This is a genomic window from Gordonia sp. (in: high G+C Gram-positive bacteria), assembly GCF_052106715.1.
Taxonomy (GTDB): Bacteria; Actinomycetota; Actinomycetes; order Mycobacteriales; family Mycobacteriaceae; genus Gordonia.
In genome coordinates this window covers 1-13,694 of record NZ_JBQEDL010000060.1, presented here as the reverse complement: position 1 = coordinate 13,694, position 13,694 = coordinate 1, and the positions used below count along the sequence as shown (strand labels likewise).

Here is a 13,694-nt window from a genome sequence, read left to right as displayed (position 1 = left end):
AACGCCTACTACAACCCGGGCATGAACGAGATCGTCTTCCCCGCCGCGATCCTGCAGGCGCCGTTCTTCGACCCCGACGCCGACGACGCCGCGAACTATGGCGGCATCGGCGCGGTGATCGGGCACGAGATCGGCCACGGTTTCGATGATCAGGGCGCCAAGTACGACGGCGACGGCAACCTCGTCGACTGGTGGACCGACGACGACCGCACCGAGTTCGGCAAACGCACCACGGCTCTCGCGGCGCAGTACGACCAGTTCACGCCCGATGGGTTGGACGAGAAGCACAAGGTCAACGGCGAATTCACGCTCGGTGAGAACATCGGCGACCTCGGCGGTCTGTCGATCGCCCTCGTGGCATACCGCATCGCGACCGAGGATTCCGGCGAACCGCCGGTCATCGACGATCTCACCGGCGAGCAGCGGGTGTTCTTCAGTTGGGCGCAGATCTGGCGGACCAAGACGCGCGACGCCGAGGCGATTCGCCGTCTGTCGATCGACCCGCACAGCCCGCCCGAGTTCCGCTGCAACGGCGTGGTCCGCAACGTCGACGCCTTCTACTCGGCGTTCGACGTCGCGCCCGGGGACGCCCTCTACCTCGATCCCGACGAGCGAGTCCACATCTGGTAGCGGTCCCACCCGCCGGTCGGAGCGGCTCGCTGCCCGATACTTTCAATCGGTCGAGACGCCCACTTCGGGCTTTGTGGGCGCCCTGCGTGCTGGTAGACATTCACCATGTCCTCACGCAGGGTGCTCCGCATCGCCGTTCCGGCCCTCGCCCTGCTCGTCTGGCTCGTGATCGCCGTCGTCGCCGGCCCGCTTGCTGGAAAGTTGAGCCAGGTCTCCGCCGATGATGCGAGCACCTTCCTTCCGGCGTCGGCCGAATCGACTCAGGTCCAGGCGCTGCTGCCCGAGTTCACGGATACTGCGTACTTCCCCGCGATCATCGCTGGCGAGCACCCAAACGGTTGGACAGATGCCGATTCGTCGTACCTGTCCGATGCCGTCGCACCGCTGCAGGGCGCCGAGGGATTCGCCCCGCGGTTCTCCCCCGCACTGGTCGCCGACGACGGCCTGGCCGCGCAGCTGATCGTCCCGGTCGCCACGGGCGGCGATCCCTCCGATGCGGTCGAACGACTGCAGGGCGCGCTCGCCGATCCCCCGCCGGGGGTGACGATCGCCATGACCGGTCCCGCAGTGCAGGCGGCCGATCTGTCCGGGGCGTTCGCCGGGATCGACGGCATTCTCCTGCTCGTCGCCGGAGTCCTGGTGCTGATCATCCTCGTCCTCGTCTACCGATCGCCGATCCTGCCGATCGTCGTCCTGATGTCGGCCGTGTTCGGCCTCGCTCTGGCGTCGGGCGTCGTATACGCACTCGCGGACAGTGGAACTGTCGAACTCAACGGACAGAGTCAGGGGATCCTGTTCATCCTCGTGTTCGGTGCGGCGACCGACTACGCGTTGCTCCTGGTCGCGCGTTATCGGGAGCATCTGGCTACCGACGACGACCCGCGCCGCGCACTCGTGACCGCCTGGCGGGCGACGCTCCCACCGATCGCGGCATCGGCGGGAACGGTGATCCTCGGTGTCTTGTGCCTGCTGTTCTCCGACCTGAACTCCAACCGCAGCCTCGGCCCGATCGCGGCGATCGGTGTCGCGGCCTCCCTGATCGCCTCGATCACGTTCCTGCCCGCCGCACTCGCTCTCCTCGGCAGGACCGCGTTCTGGCCGCGCCGTCCGAAGCCGACCGGCGCCGACGAACCCCACCGGCTGTGGAAAAGCGTCGCCGACATCGTCGCCGCTGCACCTCGACGCACATGGGCCGCGACGCTCGTCGTCCTGGTCATCGGGGCCGCGTTCGCCCCGATGTTCCGTGCCGATGGCGTCGCGACCACGGACTTCTTCCTCGGCGACGCAGATTCGGTTGCCGGCGCCGAACTCCACGACGCCCACTTCGACGCAGGATCCGGCTCGCCGACCTGGGTCATCACCTCGACGTCGAACGCCGAGGAGACCGCGACCGCGGTCCGTCAGGTGCCGGGTGTCGCAACCGCCGACGTGCTGGTCGCCGACGGGGCTCCGGTCGTCCGTGACGGCCGGGCCGCCGTCCAGTCCGTACTCGCCGACGACCCGGATTCGTTGGCCGCCCAGGACACCATCGAAGCGATCCGCGGCACGGTCGCCGACGACGTCATCGTCGGCGGCCCGACCGCCGTCGACCTCGACACCCGGATCACCGCTCGGCACGACCGAAATCTCGTGATCCCGCTCGTGCTGATCGTGGTGCTCGCCGTGTTGATACTGCTGCTGCGTTCGATCGTCGCGCCGCTCCTGCTCTTGGGAACCACGGTGTTGTCGTTCGCGACCACGCTCGGCGTCGGCGCGCTGTTGTTCAACGGTCCGTTCGGATTCCCCGGCGCCGACCCGGTGGTTCCGCTGTTCGCGTTCGTGTTCCTCGTCGCGCTCGGCGTCGACTACAACATCTTCTTGATGACGCGTGCTCGCGAGGAGGCGCAGCGACTCGGGACCCGCGACGGCATGCTGTCGGCGTTGACCAGCACCGGTGGGGTGATCAGCGCCGCGGGCATCGTGCTCGCAGCGACGTTCGCGGCGCTCGCGGTGATCCCCCTGCTGTTCCTCGCCCAGGTGGCGTTCCTGGTCGCGTTCGGCGTCCTCATCGACACGCTGGTCGTGCGGTCACTGCTAGTCCCCGCGATCGCCCTCGACGTCGGACGACGGATCTGGTTCCCGTCTGCCCTGTCGAAGGACTGACCGGGTCCTGGTCGCCGGTTACTGGTCGGCGTTCCCGGCCTTCCACGTGTTCCATGGAACGGACCAGTCGCCGTAGGTATCCCACACGGGGAGCTCCGGCCCGCCCGAGTTGGTGATCTCCACGACGTCGCCGAGGTTGAAGTGGTCGAACATCCACTGTGCATTCTCGTTGCTCAAGTTGACGCAGCCGTGCGAGACGTTCGACGCCCCCTGCTGCCCGGTCGACCACGGCGCCGCATGCACGAACTCGCCGTCATTGGAGATACGGAGATTCTTGAACACCGTCTCCTTGTAGTATCCGGGATCGCCTTCACAGACGCCGTACGTGCACGAGTCCATCACGACGTTGTCGAGCCGTTCAGACACGACGTGCACGCCCTCGTGCGATGGCGTGCTCGGCTCGCCGAGGCTCATCGGCATCTGCTTGACCTGCTCGCCGTTGTGGAACACGGTGAGCAGTTCGGTGGAGCCGTCCGCCTTGGCGACCCACGAGTCGTGGACCGTGTAGTCGACCGAGTTGTCTTCGGCCCCATAGACCCCGTCACCGAGGTCGACACCGTAGACGTCCGCCTCAATGTGGATCTTGGTTCCGGGCTTCCAGTAGTCCTTGGCTCGGTAGTGAACGTTCTGGTCATCGGTCCAGTACCAGGCACCGGGCTGTTCCGGTGTCGTGGTCACCGACAGATGCTTCTCGACCTCCGCCTTGTTCATCACCGGTTTGGTGAACTGGAAGACCATCGGCTGCCCGACTCCGATCCCCTGGTCGGCGACCGCCTCGGGCGCAGGCACCACGTTCGCGTAAGCGGTGTCGTCCGGGTCGATGGTCGCTACCTCGAACTTCTTACGAGTGTGCCTGCCGTCGTTGTTGACCGCGTCCGTCGCCACCGTGTACGTGGTGCCGTATCCGAGATCCTCGGTGGTGTGCCAGGCCGCGCCACCTTCGGTGGACACCCCCTCGACCTGTTTGCCCTGGGGGTTGGTGACCGTGACCGTCGCGAGGTCGCCGCCGCTCGCGCGCACCACGATCTCGTCGGTCGGATTGACCTTCTTCGCCGGGCTGGCGAGCGACACCTGCGCGGGCGGCTCCGAGGATCCGCCGCCGCCGCTGGAGCAGGCCGCCGAGAGGAGCGCGACTGCGAGCAGGCACAGCGCGACCAATCCACGACCTCGCCACCGACCGAGACTCATCGCCCGCCGGCTCATCGCGCCCCTCCGTCCGCGGCGGCGAGCGCGGCCGCGGTCACGCCGACGGCGCCACCGGTCACGGCAAGGACGGACGGCCATGCCCCGAATTTCTTCGCGAGCGGGTGCGACGCTCCGAACGCACCCAGGTAGACGGCCGCGAGGCCGCAGGCCACCGCGGGGCCGCGCGTAAGCCACGACCTGCCCGCGGTCACACCTGCCGCCGCCAGTACTACGCCGCCTAGTTCACGTCGACCGGTGTACCGAGCAGCGGCGTAGCCGCCGATCAGACCCGCTGCGACGATCGGAACCGAGGAATCGATCTGCATTCTCCCGAGGATACTCTGAGCAGAGAAGTAGAACACGTTCTATTCTGTTGGCATGGACGTGACATTTGAAGGAACCCGCCGCGAGATCGCCACCGACCAGGGCGTGATGCGCTACCACGAAGCAGGCGAGCACAACGACGACGTGCTCGTGCTGCTCCACGGCAGCGGACCGGGCGTCACCGGGTGGCGCAATTACCGAGGAAACCTGGAGTTTTTCGCCCGGACCCATCACTGCTACATCGTCGAGTTCCCCGGTTTCGGCGTCTCCGACGCCGTCGAGGGGCACCCGGTCCTGACTGCAGGCTCCTCGGTCATCCGGTTCATGGATGCACTCGGCATCTCGTCGGCGGCGATGATCGGCAACTCGATGGGCGGAGTCGTCGGCATCAATCTCGCGATCAAGCACCCCGACCGAGTGTCGAAACTCGTCACGATCGGTGGCGTCGGACCGAACATCTTCAGCTCCAGCCCGTCCGAAGGGCTCCGCCTGCTGCAGGAGTTCACTGATGCGCCCGACCGGGACAAACTCGTCCGGTGGCTGAACTCGATGGTCTACGACCGTGCGCTCGTGACCGACGACCTCCTCGAGGAACGGTGGGAGGCGGCGATCAATCCGGACGCGGCGAAGACCGCGTCGATGATGTACGGCTCGGCGGCGTTCGAGATGCAACAGAAGTTCCTCGCCGACGCCGACTTCCCGCCGTACTGGGCGATGATGCACAAGGTGAAGTGCCCGACGCTGCTGACCTGGGGCCGCGACGATCGGGTGAGCCCACCCGACATGGCGCTCGTCCCGATGAGACTCATCCCCGACGCGCAGCTGAACGTCTTCCCCAGATGTGGACACTGGGTGATGATCGAGGCGAAGGCCGCCTTCGAAGCCTCGGTTTCCGCGTTCCTCGGTTCGTGAACTCGCTCAGCGCCTTGCTTGGGTGATGGCGGGCGTCATCACGCGGGCGAGGTCGGCGGCGACGTCGAAATCGGCCTCCGGCGGCATCGCGACATAGCTCAACGCCATCCGCGTGATGGTCCGGGCGATCCGACCCGACGCCTCGGCCGACATCGCGATCCACGACTGCTGAAGGAGCGTGTCGAGATTAGCTGTCGCCGCTTCGATGAGCGGAGCCGAGTCGGTGGTGATGAGCTTGAGAAGGTCGGGCTTCGCTTCGCCGCTCACCAGGGACGCGATCATGGGATCGTCTGCGGCACTGGCGAAGAACCCGGCGAAGCCGACGGTGAACGCGCCTTCGACGTCACCGCGCGTCGATTCGACAGCGGCCGTGATCTCTGCGGTGAACTGTTCGACCAGCCGCAGCGCATAGGCCTGCGCCAGACCGTTGCGCGAGGAGAACTCGTTGTAGACCGTCTGTCTGCTGACGCCCGCGAACTGGGCGACGTCGCTCATGGTCACCCGCGCCCAGTCGTTCTCCAGCAGCAGTTCCCGCAGTCCGTCCAGCAGCGTGTTCCGCAGCAGCTGCTTACTCGCCGACGCGTACGACGGTCGGTCCCGAATCGGAGTGCTCACGGCACCCAGCCTACGGCGACCCCACAACGACACCGTCGTTCATCCCCGTGCCACCTCGACCATGTCGAAGTCGGCCTTCGCGGCGCCGCAGTCCGGGCAGCTCCAGTCGTCGGGAATGTCGTCCCACCGGGTGCCGGGTTCGATGCCGTCCTCCGGCCACCCCTGCGCTTCGTCGTATTCGAATCCGCATTGGGCGCATTGGTACAGCTTGTAGTTCATGACTCGCTCCTCTTCTCGATGAAGTCAGCTTTCTCGCGGACGCCGCAGTCTGGGCACGGCCAGTCGTCCGGAACGTCGGCCCACGGCGTACCCGCGGGATAGCCTTCGCGCGGGTCACCGACCGACTCGTCGTATGTGTAATCGCAGACTTCGCAGCAGTAGGCGGCCATGCTCATCCCCGCCCGTGCTCGGCGAGCAGGCGGGCCTCCTTGCCCGGCTGCAGATTCGCGCGGGTGAGATCACCGTCGTAGTGGGCGATGACCCGCTTGTCCATGACCTTGCGCCAGAGCGGCGGGAAGTACGCGACCGTGATCATGCTGGCGTATCCCGACGGCAGGTTCGGCGCCTCGTCGAAACTGCGGAGCGTCTGGTAGCGACGGGTCGGGTTCGCGTGGTGATCGCTGTGCCGCTGCAGGTGATAGAGGAAGATGTTGGTGCAGATATGGTCGCTGTTCCAACTGTGCGACGGCGTGCACCGCTCGTAACGGCCGCGGGCGTTCTGCTGACGCCGCAGCCCGTAGTGCTCCAGGTAGTTGACCGTCTCGAGCAGGGAGAACCCGTAGACCGCCTGGATGACCATGTACGGCAGGATCTGCCAGCCGAAGATCGCGGCGAGCGCACCCCACAGCACGACCGACATCGCCCACGCGTTCAGGACGTCGTTGGTCGGATGGAAGACGGGCTTGCCTGCCTTACGCAAACGATTCGCCTCCAGCGACCACGCCGACTTCAGGCTGCCGAACACACTGCGCGGCAAGAACGTCCAGAACGTCTCACCGAACCGCGAGCTCGCCGGATCCTCGGGAGTCGCGACGCGAACGTGGTGGCCACGGTTGTGCTCGATGAAGAAGTGGCCGTAGAAGGTCTGCGCGAGGGTGATCTTCGAGAGCCACCGCTCCATCGACACTTTCTTGTGGCCGAGCTCGTGTGCGGTGTTGATGCCGATGCCGCCCATCGCGCCGATCGAGAAGGCGAGGCCGATCTTCGACGCGATGCCGAGGGACCCACCGGCGATCCCGAGCCAGCTGAGGTCGCCGAAGCGCGCCCCGGGCCCGGCGGTCCACAGATAGGCCGCGAACAGGAGACTGGCCAACTGAAACGGGATGTACACGTAGGTGCAGTAGCGGTAGTACTTGTCCGCTTCCAACTCCTCCATCAACTCTTCGGGCGGATTCTGACCGTCGGGCCCGAAGAACACGTCGAGGATCGGAAGGAGCACATAGATCAACATCGGGCCGATCCACCACCACACGGGCGAGACGCTGGCCATCCACCCCCAGTCAAGGGTGTCGCCGAGCCAGTTCATCACGGCGATCAGCCCGGTCGCCAAGAAGACCGCGGTGGGCGGAATGAGGCCGAGCAGCCACAGGTGGCGCTTCTTGTCACGCCATTGCGTCGCGGGGACGGAACTGTCGTCGAGTGTCGGATTCGCCATCGTTATCCTCCTTGGTCCGGCGAGCTGATGACCTTGACATTAGACGTTGTATCGTAATGTTTCTATACATATTCGCTCATTTGTAAACCTTCCCCGCTATCGATCGTTCGATCGTTAGGATCGACGACATGGAGTTCTCCAGATTCGTCGCTATCGGCGACTCCCAGACCGAGGGCATGTGCGACGAGCTCGGCCCCGACACGTACCGCGGATGGGCAGACCGCCTCGCTGAGCAGTTGGCCGACATCAATCCCGGGTTGCACTACGCAAATCTGGCCATCCGCGGAAAGAACACGCGGAACACGCTCAACGAGCAGCTCGCGCCCGCACTCGCCATGAAGCCGGACCTGGTGGCCGCCCCGCTGGGCATGAACGACGTGATCGGCCGAGCCGACCTCGACGTCGTCCACGCCGATCTCGAGCAGATCTACGGCGCACTCGCCGAGACCGGTGCGACGGTGATCATCTCCACGTTCCCGGACATCGCTCAGATCAACCCGCTCGGCCGCGCATTCGAATCACGACTGTTCGAGGTCAACGACATCATGCGGGGATTCGCACGGCGCCACGGGTTCGTGCTGGTCGACCTCTTCGCCGCACCCGTACTGCGGGACCGCCGCGCCTGGTCGACCGACCGACTGCACGCCTCGAGTCTGGGCCACGGCCGGTTCGCGGCGGGCGCCGCCCATGCGCTCGGACTGCCCGGGGCCGACTCCCAGTGGAGTAGCGCGCTCGATGTCACCGACGAGCCGAACCCGCTGCGCCGCACCGTCGACGATGCACGCTGGCTCGTCGAGTTCTTCACCCCGTGGATCGTGCGGAAACTGCGCGGCCGATCACTGGGCGACGGACGGACCCCGAAACGTCCGCTGCTGGCTCCTGTCGTCGCACCCGGGAACGTCACGGCGCGCTGAGCGGTACCGGGGACGACGTTTGTGCCCTGGGCACGACGTTGCGCCCAGACCCTGACCCTGTGCACGATGCCGTGCCCCGAGCACGAAGACTCGCGCCCTGAGCGCAAACCGTCCAGTCGACGGTACAGAAAAAGCAGGCCAGAAAAGCTCTGACCTGCTTCTTGTGGTGCGCCCGTAGGGATTCGAACCCCAAACCTTCTGATCCGTAGTCAGATGCTCTATCCGTTGAGCTACGGGCGCGTGCCCGGATCGAGTGTACCCGATCCGATATTCAATTCTTCCGAGGGCGTGGCCTCGGTCGGCGGAGGCGAGAGGATTTGAACCTCCGGTCCCGTTTTAGCGAGACAACTCATTAGCAGTGAGTCCCATTCGGCCGCTCTGGCACGCCTCCAGCGGAGTTCTTATTCCGAACTGCCGAGGCAAAACATTACACAGCCACGTCTCGCGTACGCAAATCGACGGCTCGATGTGCGTCGCGGCCCTGGTCAGGCATACATTCAAGGGGTGACACCGCGTATGAGACCAGACCTGGAGTCCCTGCCCGCCTACGTTCCCGGCAAGTCGTTCCCCGGCGCGATCAAGCTGGCGAGCAACGAGGTGACCCATCCCCCGTTGCCGAGCGTCGTGACTGCGATCGCCGACGCAGCGTCGAGGGCCAACCGCTACCCGGACAACGGAATGGTCGAACTCACCGACGAGCTCGCCAAGGCCTTGGCGGTGACTCCCGCTGAGATCCAGGTCGGGTGCGGGTCAGTGATCCTGTGCCAGAACCTGATCACCGCGACGTCGGGCCCCGGCGACGAGGTGTTGTTCGCGTGGCGGTCGTTCGAGACCTACCCATTGGCCACTCGGGTAGCGGGCGCGACACCGGTCCAGATCCCATTGACCGGCGAAGCCGTGCACGATCTCGACGCGATGGCGGCAGCGATCACCGACCGGACCCGGCTGATCTTCCTCTGCAATCCGAACAATCCGACGGGCACCGTCGTCGAAGCGCAGGCGCTCCGCGACTTCCTCGACGGCGTGCCGAACGACGTCGTCGTCGCCCTCGACGAGGCGTACTTCGAGTACACACGACTCAATGGCTCGCACGCCTACGACGCACTCGAGCTACGCCGCGAGTACTCGAATCTCGTTGTGCTGCGGACATTCTCGAAGGCGTACGGACTCGCCGGCCTACGCATCGGCTACGCCGTCGCCGACCCGGTGGTGATCACCGCACTCGGCAAGGTCCACGTTCCGTTCAGTGTCGGAAGCCTTGCCCAAGCCGCCGCAGTCGCCTCACTTCGCGCCAAGGACGAACTGTTGGCCCGCACCGACGCCGTCGTCGACGAACGGGCACGCGTCACCGCGTGTCTGCGCGAGGCCGGATACACCGTGCCCGACTCGCAGGCCAACTTCGTCTGGCTCGCCCTCGGCCACGACGCGGAGCCGTTCGCGGCAGCGGCGACCGAAGCAGGCGTGATCGTGCGTCCGTACGCAGGCGAGGGCGTACGAGTCACCGTCACCGAACCCGCCGAGAACGACGTGTTCCTGGCGTTCGCACAGGAGTGGGCGCAGGGCTGAGGATCTCGACCTACCGCCTCCCCGGCTGGGTCGAGCCGGGGACGGGCGGCGACACAGCCTTAAACTAGTGGGCAGCCCGACCTTGAACTAGAGGGCAGGGGCGAGCGCCTGCCAAGCGAGGGGCAGGTCCTGCTTCCAGTAGTCCCAACGATGCGTACCGATCAGACGGAAGTTCGACTGGAACGGAACGTTCTTGACCCGCAGTTGCGCAGCGAACTCAAGAGAGCAGCGGTTAGCTCCGACTTCGAGAGCCGAACCGGCGGCGATCTGAGCGTCCTCCGGCCCGTCCTTGGGGTCGATGTCCGCCTTCAGATCGAGCGGGCCGACAGCGCCCGACCCGGACGAGAGGAAGATCGCCTTACCGCGCAGCGCATCGATCCGATACGACGGGTCGTGTGCCCGCCACGTCGCGTTGCCCGGCCTTCCCCACATATTGGTGGCGTCGGCTCCGGTCTGGCCGAGGGTCGCACGGACATACGCCTCATTGGCGGGTCCCGTCACCGGCGGGCATCCACTGAGCGACGCGACACCCTGGTACAGGTCCGGATGCCGGGTGGCCAGCGCAAACGCCGACTGCCCACCCATCGAGAGTCCGAGCACGCCGTTACGGCCCGATCCCGAGAACTTCGCGTCGATCAGCGGCGGCAACTCCTTGGTCAGGAATGTCTCCCACTGCGGCTTGCCGACGACCTTGTCCTTGTGCTTCCAGTTCGTATAGAACGACGCGGCACCGCCCGCGGGCAGCACCACGTTGACGTTGCGCCCGGCGAAGTAACGGCCCGCACCGCCCTTGGTGATCCAATCGCTCACGTCTTTGCCCGCTTCGGAGCCGTCGAGCATGTACAACGCGGGCCGAGGCGCCTGGCCACCCGGCGTCAGAACCGTGACCTTCACCTTCTCGCCCATCGACGGCGAGTTCACACTCAGGTCCACTCGGTGCGTCGACACCTTCTTGAGTGCCACGATCCGCGCGACGTCCTTCTTCGACGGAGAAGCCTGGGCGATCGCGGCAGGGGCAAGCATCGCCGCAGCAGCGACGACAGCCGCAACCGCGACACATCGGGTAGATCGAATGGACCACATGGTGGCTAAGAGTACCCGTTCCAACCTGAGAAGAATTGTCCGATTCTCCACAGTTCGTCTCCACACCTCCGACACCGCGTCTGACCAGCCCGACCTGGCTACATCGATTGAAGGGATAGTTTCATGGTGTCTCGTGTGGTTCGTGTGGGAGTGTCTTTGGCGTCACTGTCGGTGGCGGTTGCTGCGAGTGTGGTGACTGCGCCTGTGGCGTCGGCGAGTACGCAGACGGGGTGGACGGGGGCGACTCCTCCTGATGCAAACGGGGTGATCTACCTGCACAATTCGACGATCAACAACTCGCCGCTGAAGGCGGAGAGTGCCATCTGGCCGGCCCTGGGGAACGCTGTCGGCCCAGGGGCGGTCGGTGTTCGACCGCGGTTGTTCAAAAGTGGTGTTCTGTGTGAGGCGCTGGACTACCAGTACAACGCGTCCCCGACGACGAAGTTCGTCGCAGCAACCTCTGCGACGTGCGGTAATGGTTCGTACAATAGCCACGGGTTTGTGACTGTTTGGGACGACGCCGAGGGCTACAAGGACAGTATTACGTTCCCGTCGAACCCTTTGAGTTACAAGGCTCCGACGGCTAGGTCCTCGTTTGTTCCGTCGGTGGCTGAGACGGGCCGCAACGGTTCGGGCCAGAGTTTTGGTTCCGGGGCGGACGCGAAGTCTGATCAGGATGGTCCTGATTTGATCGCTGCGTATGCAACGAACGGAAAGCTGGGATATGTGAAGCGTCAGAGCTTGGCGAGCCCGAAGGCGACTTCTCCGCAGCAAGCACGGTCGATGAACAAGGATTCTCGGTCGATCGACGTGTTCCAGAAGGACGGCAAGACCGTAGTTGGAACGTTCAAGATCGGGTGACGGTTCGTCTACCGATATATAGTCGGGGCTTCGACAGCAGTCGGAGCCCCGACTATACTTGTTATCAGCAGATCGAAAACGGAGTGTGGTATGGCTTTATATATTCCTCCAGCTTCTAGTGGGGCTGTGATTATTCGTACAGACTTTTCGACGAGCGAGGATAAGTGGCGAGAAATACTCCTTGCTACGTCAGAGCCGATATTTCTTGATGGCGCGGAGGGGCCGCTGTCGATCGATGCGACGTTTATCAACGATACGACGTTTGACGGTGCGTCTCCGTTAGATGTTGCTACGGCAGAGTCAGAGAACCTTCCCGCTGTGGCTGTTTTGGCTGATGCCGTAACCTTTTCGAGGAAGAAGCCTGTGACGTTCGCTGCGGTGGATATGAGTCCGGAATCTCCTGGTAGGACGTTTCGGTTTCGTGTCCAGGAGTTGTGGCTTGTGGTGACGAACCTCGTCCAGGGGAACCTGTTTTTCGACGAGCTGTATGACTCGGCGATTGATGGAGTTCTTCCTGAGGATCCGAACTCGCCGCAGTACAAGGGGCTGTGAGCTAGGCAGAGGGCTGTACCGGCGGAGCCGGTTCCGCGCCGCGACGGAGGAGCGGTCTCGGTGGTTGGTGGTTGTCCGGAGCGTTAGCGCAGGGCGGCCGGCAAGCACCGCGATGGTGTTGTGCGGCCGTAGGTCGGTCCGTTGTTCGACCGGAGGTCGTGCGAGTGTCAGGGCCTCGATGGGCCTGGCACCCGCGATCAGCAGCCGCGTTCTGCACGTGTGGTGACCGGCGGGGGTGGGCCGGGCGGCGTGTGCTCACCCGGCCCACCTGTTGGTTAGTCGAGGTCGATGGTGTCGGGGTCGATGGTGCCGGTCATGGCCTTTTCGACATCGGTGAGGGTGTATCCGGTGACTTCGTCGAGGAGGTCGAGGTAGGCGGTCCGGGCGGTGCGCTGGTAGGTGTCGCGCCAGGAGTCTTTGGCGATGACTGATTCGTGTGCGCCGAGAGCGACGGCGAGGCCGATCAACTGTGCCCGGTCGGCGGTGGCGTCGGCCAGGGTCGTGGCGATCTCGTTCTCGTCGGTGCCGAGCATGGTGGCTCACGCCTCGTACATCAACGGTTGGACGGACATCGTCAACTGTGACCAGGCGCCAGCGGTCGGTGCGACAGTACCGATCACCGACACGTTCAACCACAAGACCAAGGCGTCGCCGTGGGTCCAGGTCAACGGCGACAGTCTCGGCTACTTCAAGGGATACCGGTCCTACGAAGTGCAGTTCGATCAGGCACGCGTGGTCAAGGCCGACTGCGACACTTCCGGGCACGCCCGCGTCGAGAAGACCTACGAGGCAGGCGAACTGACGATCACCAACCGTGTGGACTGGTCGCACGGCAACGGGACTGCGCCCATCGTCCCGAACCAGCTGCACGAGCGCGTCACGATCGCCGACCTTCGGTGTGACGCATCGTTGAACGTGTGCCTGCCGGCGTCCGTGGCGAACGGGAACTGACACTGCACTGAAACCTTGGTCAGCATGTCGCTGCCGCGCTGCACGGGATCGCCTAGCTGCCATGACGCACCGTCATCCACGTAGGCCGCCTGATTGGCCTTCACCCACCATCCATCATTACGGCGGGTCGGGTCGGCAAGCCCCTAAAGAGTTCGGCACGTCTAGGGCCCGTTCCGCAAGTAGTCGCCGAGGATCCGGCTCGTCTCCCCTGCTACTACTCGTCTTGCTTCAGCACATCCTGTCAGTTATGTGGCTCTTCGTATCTCAGAGTGCGTTGATGCGTTCTGCGAGCTGGCCGGAGTGCA

Annotated in this window: 16 protein-coding genes and 2 tRNA genes; 8 read left to right on the top strand and 10 right to left on the bottom strand. The window is 64.8% G+C overall.

Annotation, left to right across the window (positions count from 1 at the left end):
- Nucleotides 1–630 (top strand): M13-type metalloendopeptidase (locus tag ACTIMF_RS18470; RefSeq protein WP_442351743.1); only part of this gene is annotated, 630 nt, incomplete at its 5' end.
- Nucleotides 631–735: 105 nt separating this feature from the next.
- A complete protein-coding gene (locus ACTIMF_RS18465; RefSeq protein WP_442351742.1) occupies nt 736–2,772 on the top strand; it encodes an MMPL family transporter in 2,037 nt (678 codons plus the stop codon).
- A gap of 18 nt (nt 2,773–2,790) precedes the next feature.
- On the opposite strand, the gene ACTIMF_RS18460 is transcribed toward ACTIMF_RS18465, so the two are convergent.
- Together ACTIMF_RS18460 and ACTIMF_RS18455 are read right to left on the bottom strand one after the other, a co-directional pair.
- Nucleotides 2,791–3,975, bottom strand: a complete 1,185-nt coding sequence (locus ACTIMF_RS18460) for a L,D-transpeptidase (protein WP_442351741.1) — start codon at nt 3,973–3,975, stop codon at nt 2,791–2,793.
- Nucleotides 3,972–4,283 carry a hypothetical protein gene (locus ACTIMF_RS18455; RefSeq protein ID WP_442351740.1) on the bottom strand — a complete coding sequence of 104 codons (312 nt, stop codon included), beginning with the start codon at nt 4,281–4,283 and terminating at the stop codon, nt 3,972–3,974. Before ACTIMF_RS18455 ends, ACTIMF_RS18460 begins: the two co-directional genes overlap by 4 nt.
- 52 nt (nt 4,284–4,335) lie before the next feature.
- On the opposite strand from ACTIMF_RS18455, the gene ACTIMF_RS18450 reads away from it, so the two are divergent.
- On the top strand, nt 4,336–5,193 hold the full coding sequence (locus tag ACTIMF_RS18450) for an alpha/beta fold hydrolase (RefSeq protein ID WP_442351739.1): 858 nt from the start codon (nt 4,336–4,338) through the stop codon (nt 5,191–5,193).
- 6 nt (nt 5,194–5,199) lie between these two features.
- Here ACTIMF_RS18450 and ACTIMF_RS18445 read toward each other — a convergent pair whose 3' ends face one another.
- Genes ACTIMF_RS18445 through ACTIMF_RS18430 form a run of 4 tightly spaced genes read right to left on the bottom strand, consistent with a single transcriptional unit; the run spans nt 5,200 to nt 7,462 of the window.
- Nucleotides 5,200–5,808 carry a TetR/AcrR family transcriptional regulator gene (locus ACTIMF_RS18445; protein ID WP_442351738.1) on the bottom strand — a complete coding sequence of 203 codons (609 nt, stop codon included), beginning with the start codon at nt 5,806–5,808 and terminating at the stop codon, nt 5,200–5,202.
- 39 nt (nt 5,809–5,847) lie between these two features.
- The gene (locus ACTIMF_RS18440; protein ID WP_442351737.1) at nt 5,848–6,027 is read right to left on the bottom strand and encodes a rubredoxin; all 180 of its coding nucleotides are present in this window, start codon (nt 6,025–6,027) and stop codon (nt 5,848–5,850) included.
- The gene (locus ACTIMF_RS18435; protein ID WP_442351744.1) at nt 6,024–6,197 is read right to left on the bottom strand and encodes a rubredoxin; all 174 of its coding nucleotides are present in this window, start codon (nt 6,195–6,197) and stop codon (nt 6,024–6,026) included. Before ACTIMF_RS18435 ends, ACTIMF_RS18440 begins: the two co-directional genes overlap by 4 nt.
- 2 nt (nt 6,198–6,199) lie before the next feature.
- On the bottom strand, nt 6,200–7,462 hold the full coding sequence (locus tag ACTIMF_RS18430) for an alkane 1-monooxygenase (protein ID WP_442351736.1): 1,263 nt from the start codon (nt 7,460–7,462) through the stop codon (nt 6,200–6,202).
- A gap of 128 nt (nt 7,463–7,590) precedes the next feature.
- Between ACTIMF_RS18430 and ACTIMF_RS18425 the strand changes: the two genes are divergently transcribed.
- Nucleotides 7,591–8,376, top strand: a complete 786-nt coding sequence (locus ACTIMF_RS18425; RefSeq protein WP_442351735.1) for an SGNH/GDSL hydrolase family protein — start codon at nt 7,591–7,593, stop codon at nt 8,374–8,376.
- A gap of 164 nt (nt 8,377–8,540) precedes the next feature.
- Here ACTIMF_RS18425 and ACTIMF_RS18420 read toward each other — a convergent pair.
- Both ACTIMF_RS18420 and ACTIMF_RS18415 read right to left on the bottom strand, forming a co-directional pair.
- Nucleotides 8,541–8,616, bottom strand: a tRNA-Arg gene (locus tag ACTIMF_RS18420).
- A 62-nt stretch (nt 8,617–8,678) separates the two neighbouring features.
- A tRNA-Ser gene (locus ACTIMF_RS18415) sits at nt 8,679–8,767 on the bottom strand.
- A gap of 113 nt (nt 8,768–8,880) precedes the next feature.
- On the opposite strand from ACTIMF_RS18415, the gene hisC reads away from it, so the two are divergent.
- Nucleotides 8,881–9,942, top strand: a complete 1,062-nt coding sequence (gene hisC, locus ACTIMF_RS18410; protein WP_442351734.1) for a histidinol-phosphate transaminase — start codon at nt 8,881–8,883, stop codon at nt 9,940–9,942.
- Between the two features lie 87 nt (nt 9,943–10,029).
- On the opposite strand, the gene ACTIMF_RS18405 is transcribed toward hisC, so the two are convergent.
- Nucleotides 10,030–11,025 carry an alpha/beta hydrolase gene (locus ACTIMF_RS18405; protein WP_442351733.1) on the bottom strand — a complete coding sequence of 332 codons (996 nt, stop codon included), beginning with the start codon at nt 11,023–11,025 and terminating at the stop codon, nt 10,030–10,032.
- A 264-nt stretch (nt 11,026–11,289) separates the two neighbouring features.
- Here ACTIMF_RS18405 and ACTIMF_RS18400 point away from each other — a divergent pair, with 264 nt between their 5' ends.
- Together ACTIMF_RS18400 and ACTIMF_RS18395 are read left to right on the top strand one after the other, a co-directional pair.
- Nucleotides 11,290–11,886: a hypothetical protein gene (locus tag ACTIMF_RS18400; protein ID WP_442351732.1), complete on the top strand. Its 597-nt coding sequence runs from the start codon at nt 11,290–11,292 to the stop codon at nt 11,884–11,886.
- A 126-nt stretch (nt 11,887–12,012) separates the two neighbouring features.
- Nucleotides 12,013–12,438: a DUF6924 domain-containing protein gene (locus tag ACTIMF_RS18395; protein WP_442351731.1), complete on the top strand. Its 426-nt coding sequence runs from the start codon at nt 12,013–12,015 to the stop codon at nt 12,436–12,438.
- Nucleotides 12,439–12,713: 275 nt separating this feature from the next.
- On the opposite strand, the gene ACTIMF_RS18390 is transcribed toward ACTIMF_RS18395, so the two are convergent.
- Entirely contained in the window at nt 12,714–12,971 is a 258-nt protein-coding gene (locus ACTIMF_RS18390; RefSeq protein ID WP_442351730.1) for a hypothetical protein, read from the bottom strand.
- On the opposite strand from ACTIMF_RS18390, the gene ACTIMF_RS18385 reads away from it, so the two are divergent.
- Complete coding sequence (locus ACTIMF_RS18385) at nt 12,970–13,389, top strand: hypothetical protein (protein ID WP_442351729.1); 420 nt, start codon at nt 12,970–12,972, stop codon at nt 13,387–13,389. The genes ACTIMF_RS18390 and ACTIMF_RS18385 overlap by 2 nt on opposite strands.
- Nucleotides 13,390–13,694 lie beyond the last annotated feature (305 nt).

Excerpts from the sequence above, each read along its gene's own strand:
- ACTIMF_RS18465 (WP_442351742.1), top strand. The coding sequence starts at position 736 with ATGTCCTCACGCAGGGTGCTCCGCATCGCCGTTCCGGCCCTCGCCCTG.
- ACTIMF_RS18460 (WP_442351741.1), bottom strand. The coding sequence starts at position 3,975 with ATGAGCCGGCGGGCGATGAGTCTCGGTCGGTGGCGAGGTCGTGGATTG.
- ACTIMF_RS18455 (WP_442351740.1), bottom strand. The coding sequence starts at position 4,283 with ATGCAGATCGATTCCTCGGTTCCGATCGTCGCAGCGGGTCTGATCGGC.
- ACTIMF_RS18450 (WP_442351739.1), top strand. The coding sequence starts at position 4,336 with ATGGACGTGACATTTGAAGGAACCCGCCGCGAGATCGCCACCGACCAG.
- ACTIMF_RS18440 (WP_442351737.1), bottom strand. The coding sequence starts at position 6,027 with ATGAACTACAAGCTGTACCAATGCGCCCAATGCGGATTCGAATACGAC.
- ACTIMF_RS18435 (WP_442351744.1), bottom strand. The coding sequence starts at position 6,197 with ATGGCCGCCTACTGCTGCGAAGTCTGCGATTACACATACGACGAGTCG.
- ACTIMF_RS18430 (WP_442351736.1), bottom strand. The coding sequence starts at position 7,462 with ATGGCGAATCCGACACTCGACGACAGTTCCGTCCCCGCGACGCAATGG.
- ACTIMF_RS18425 (WP_442351735.1), top strand. The coding sequence starts at position 7,591 with ATGGAGTTCTCCAGATTCGTCGCTATCGGCGACTCCCAGACCGAGGGC.
- ACTIMF_RS18405 (WP_442351733.1), bottom strand. The coding sequence starts at position 11,025 with ATGTGGTCCATTCGATCTACCCGATGTGTCGCGGTTGCGGCTGTCGTC.
- ACTIMF_RS18385 (WP_442351729.1), top strand. The coding sequence starts at position 12,970 with ATGGTGGCTCACGCCTCGTACATCAACGGTTGGACGGACATCGTCAAC.
- ACTIMF_RS18390 (WP_442351730.1), bottom strand. The coding sequence starts at position 12,971 with ATGCTCGGCACCGACGAGAACGAGATCGCCACGACCCTGGCCGACGCC.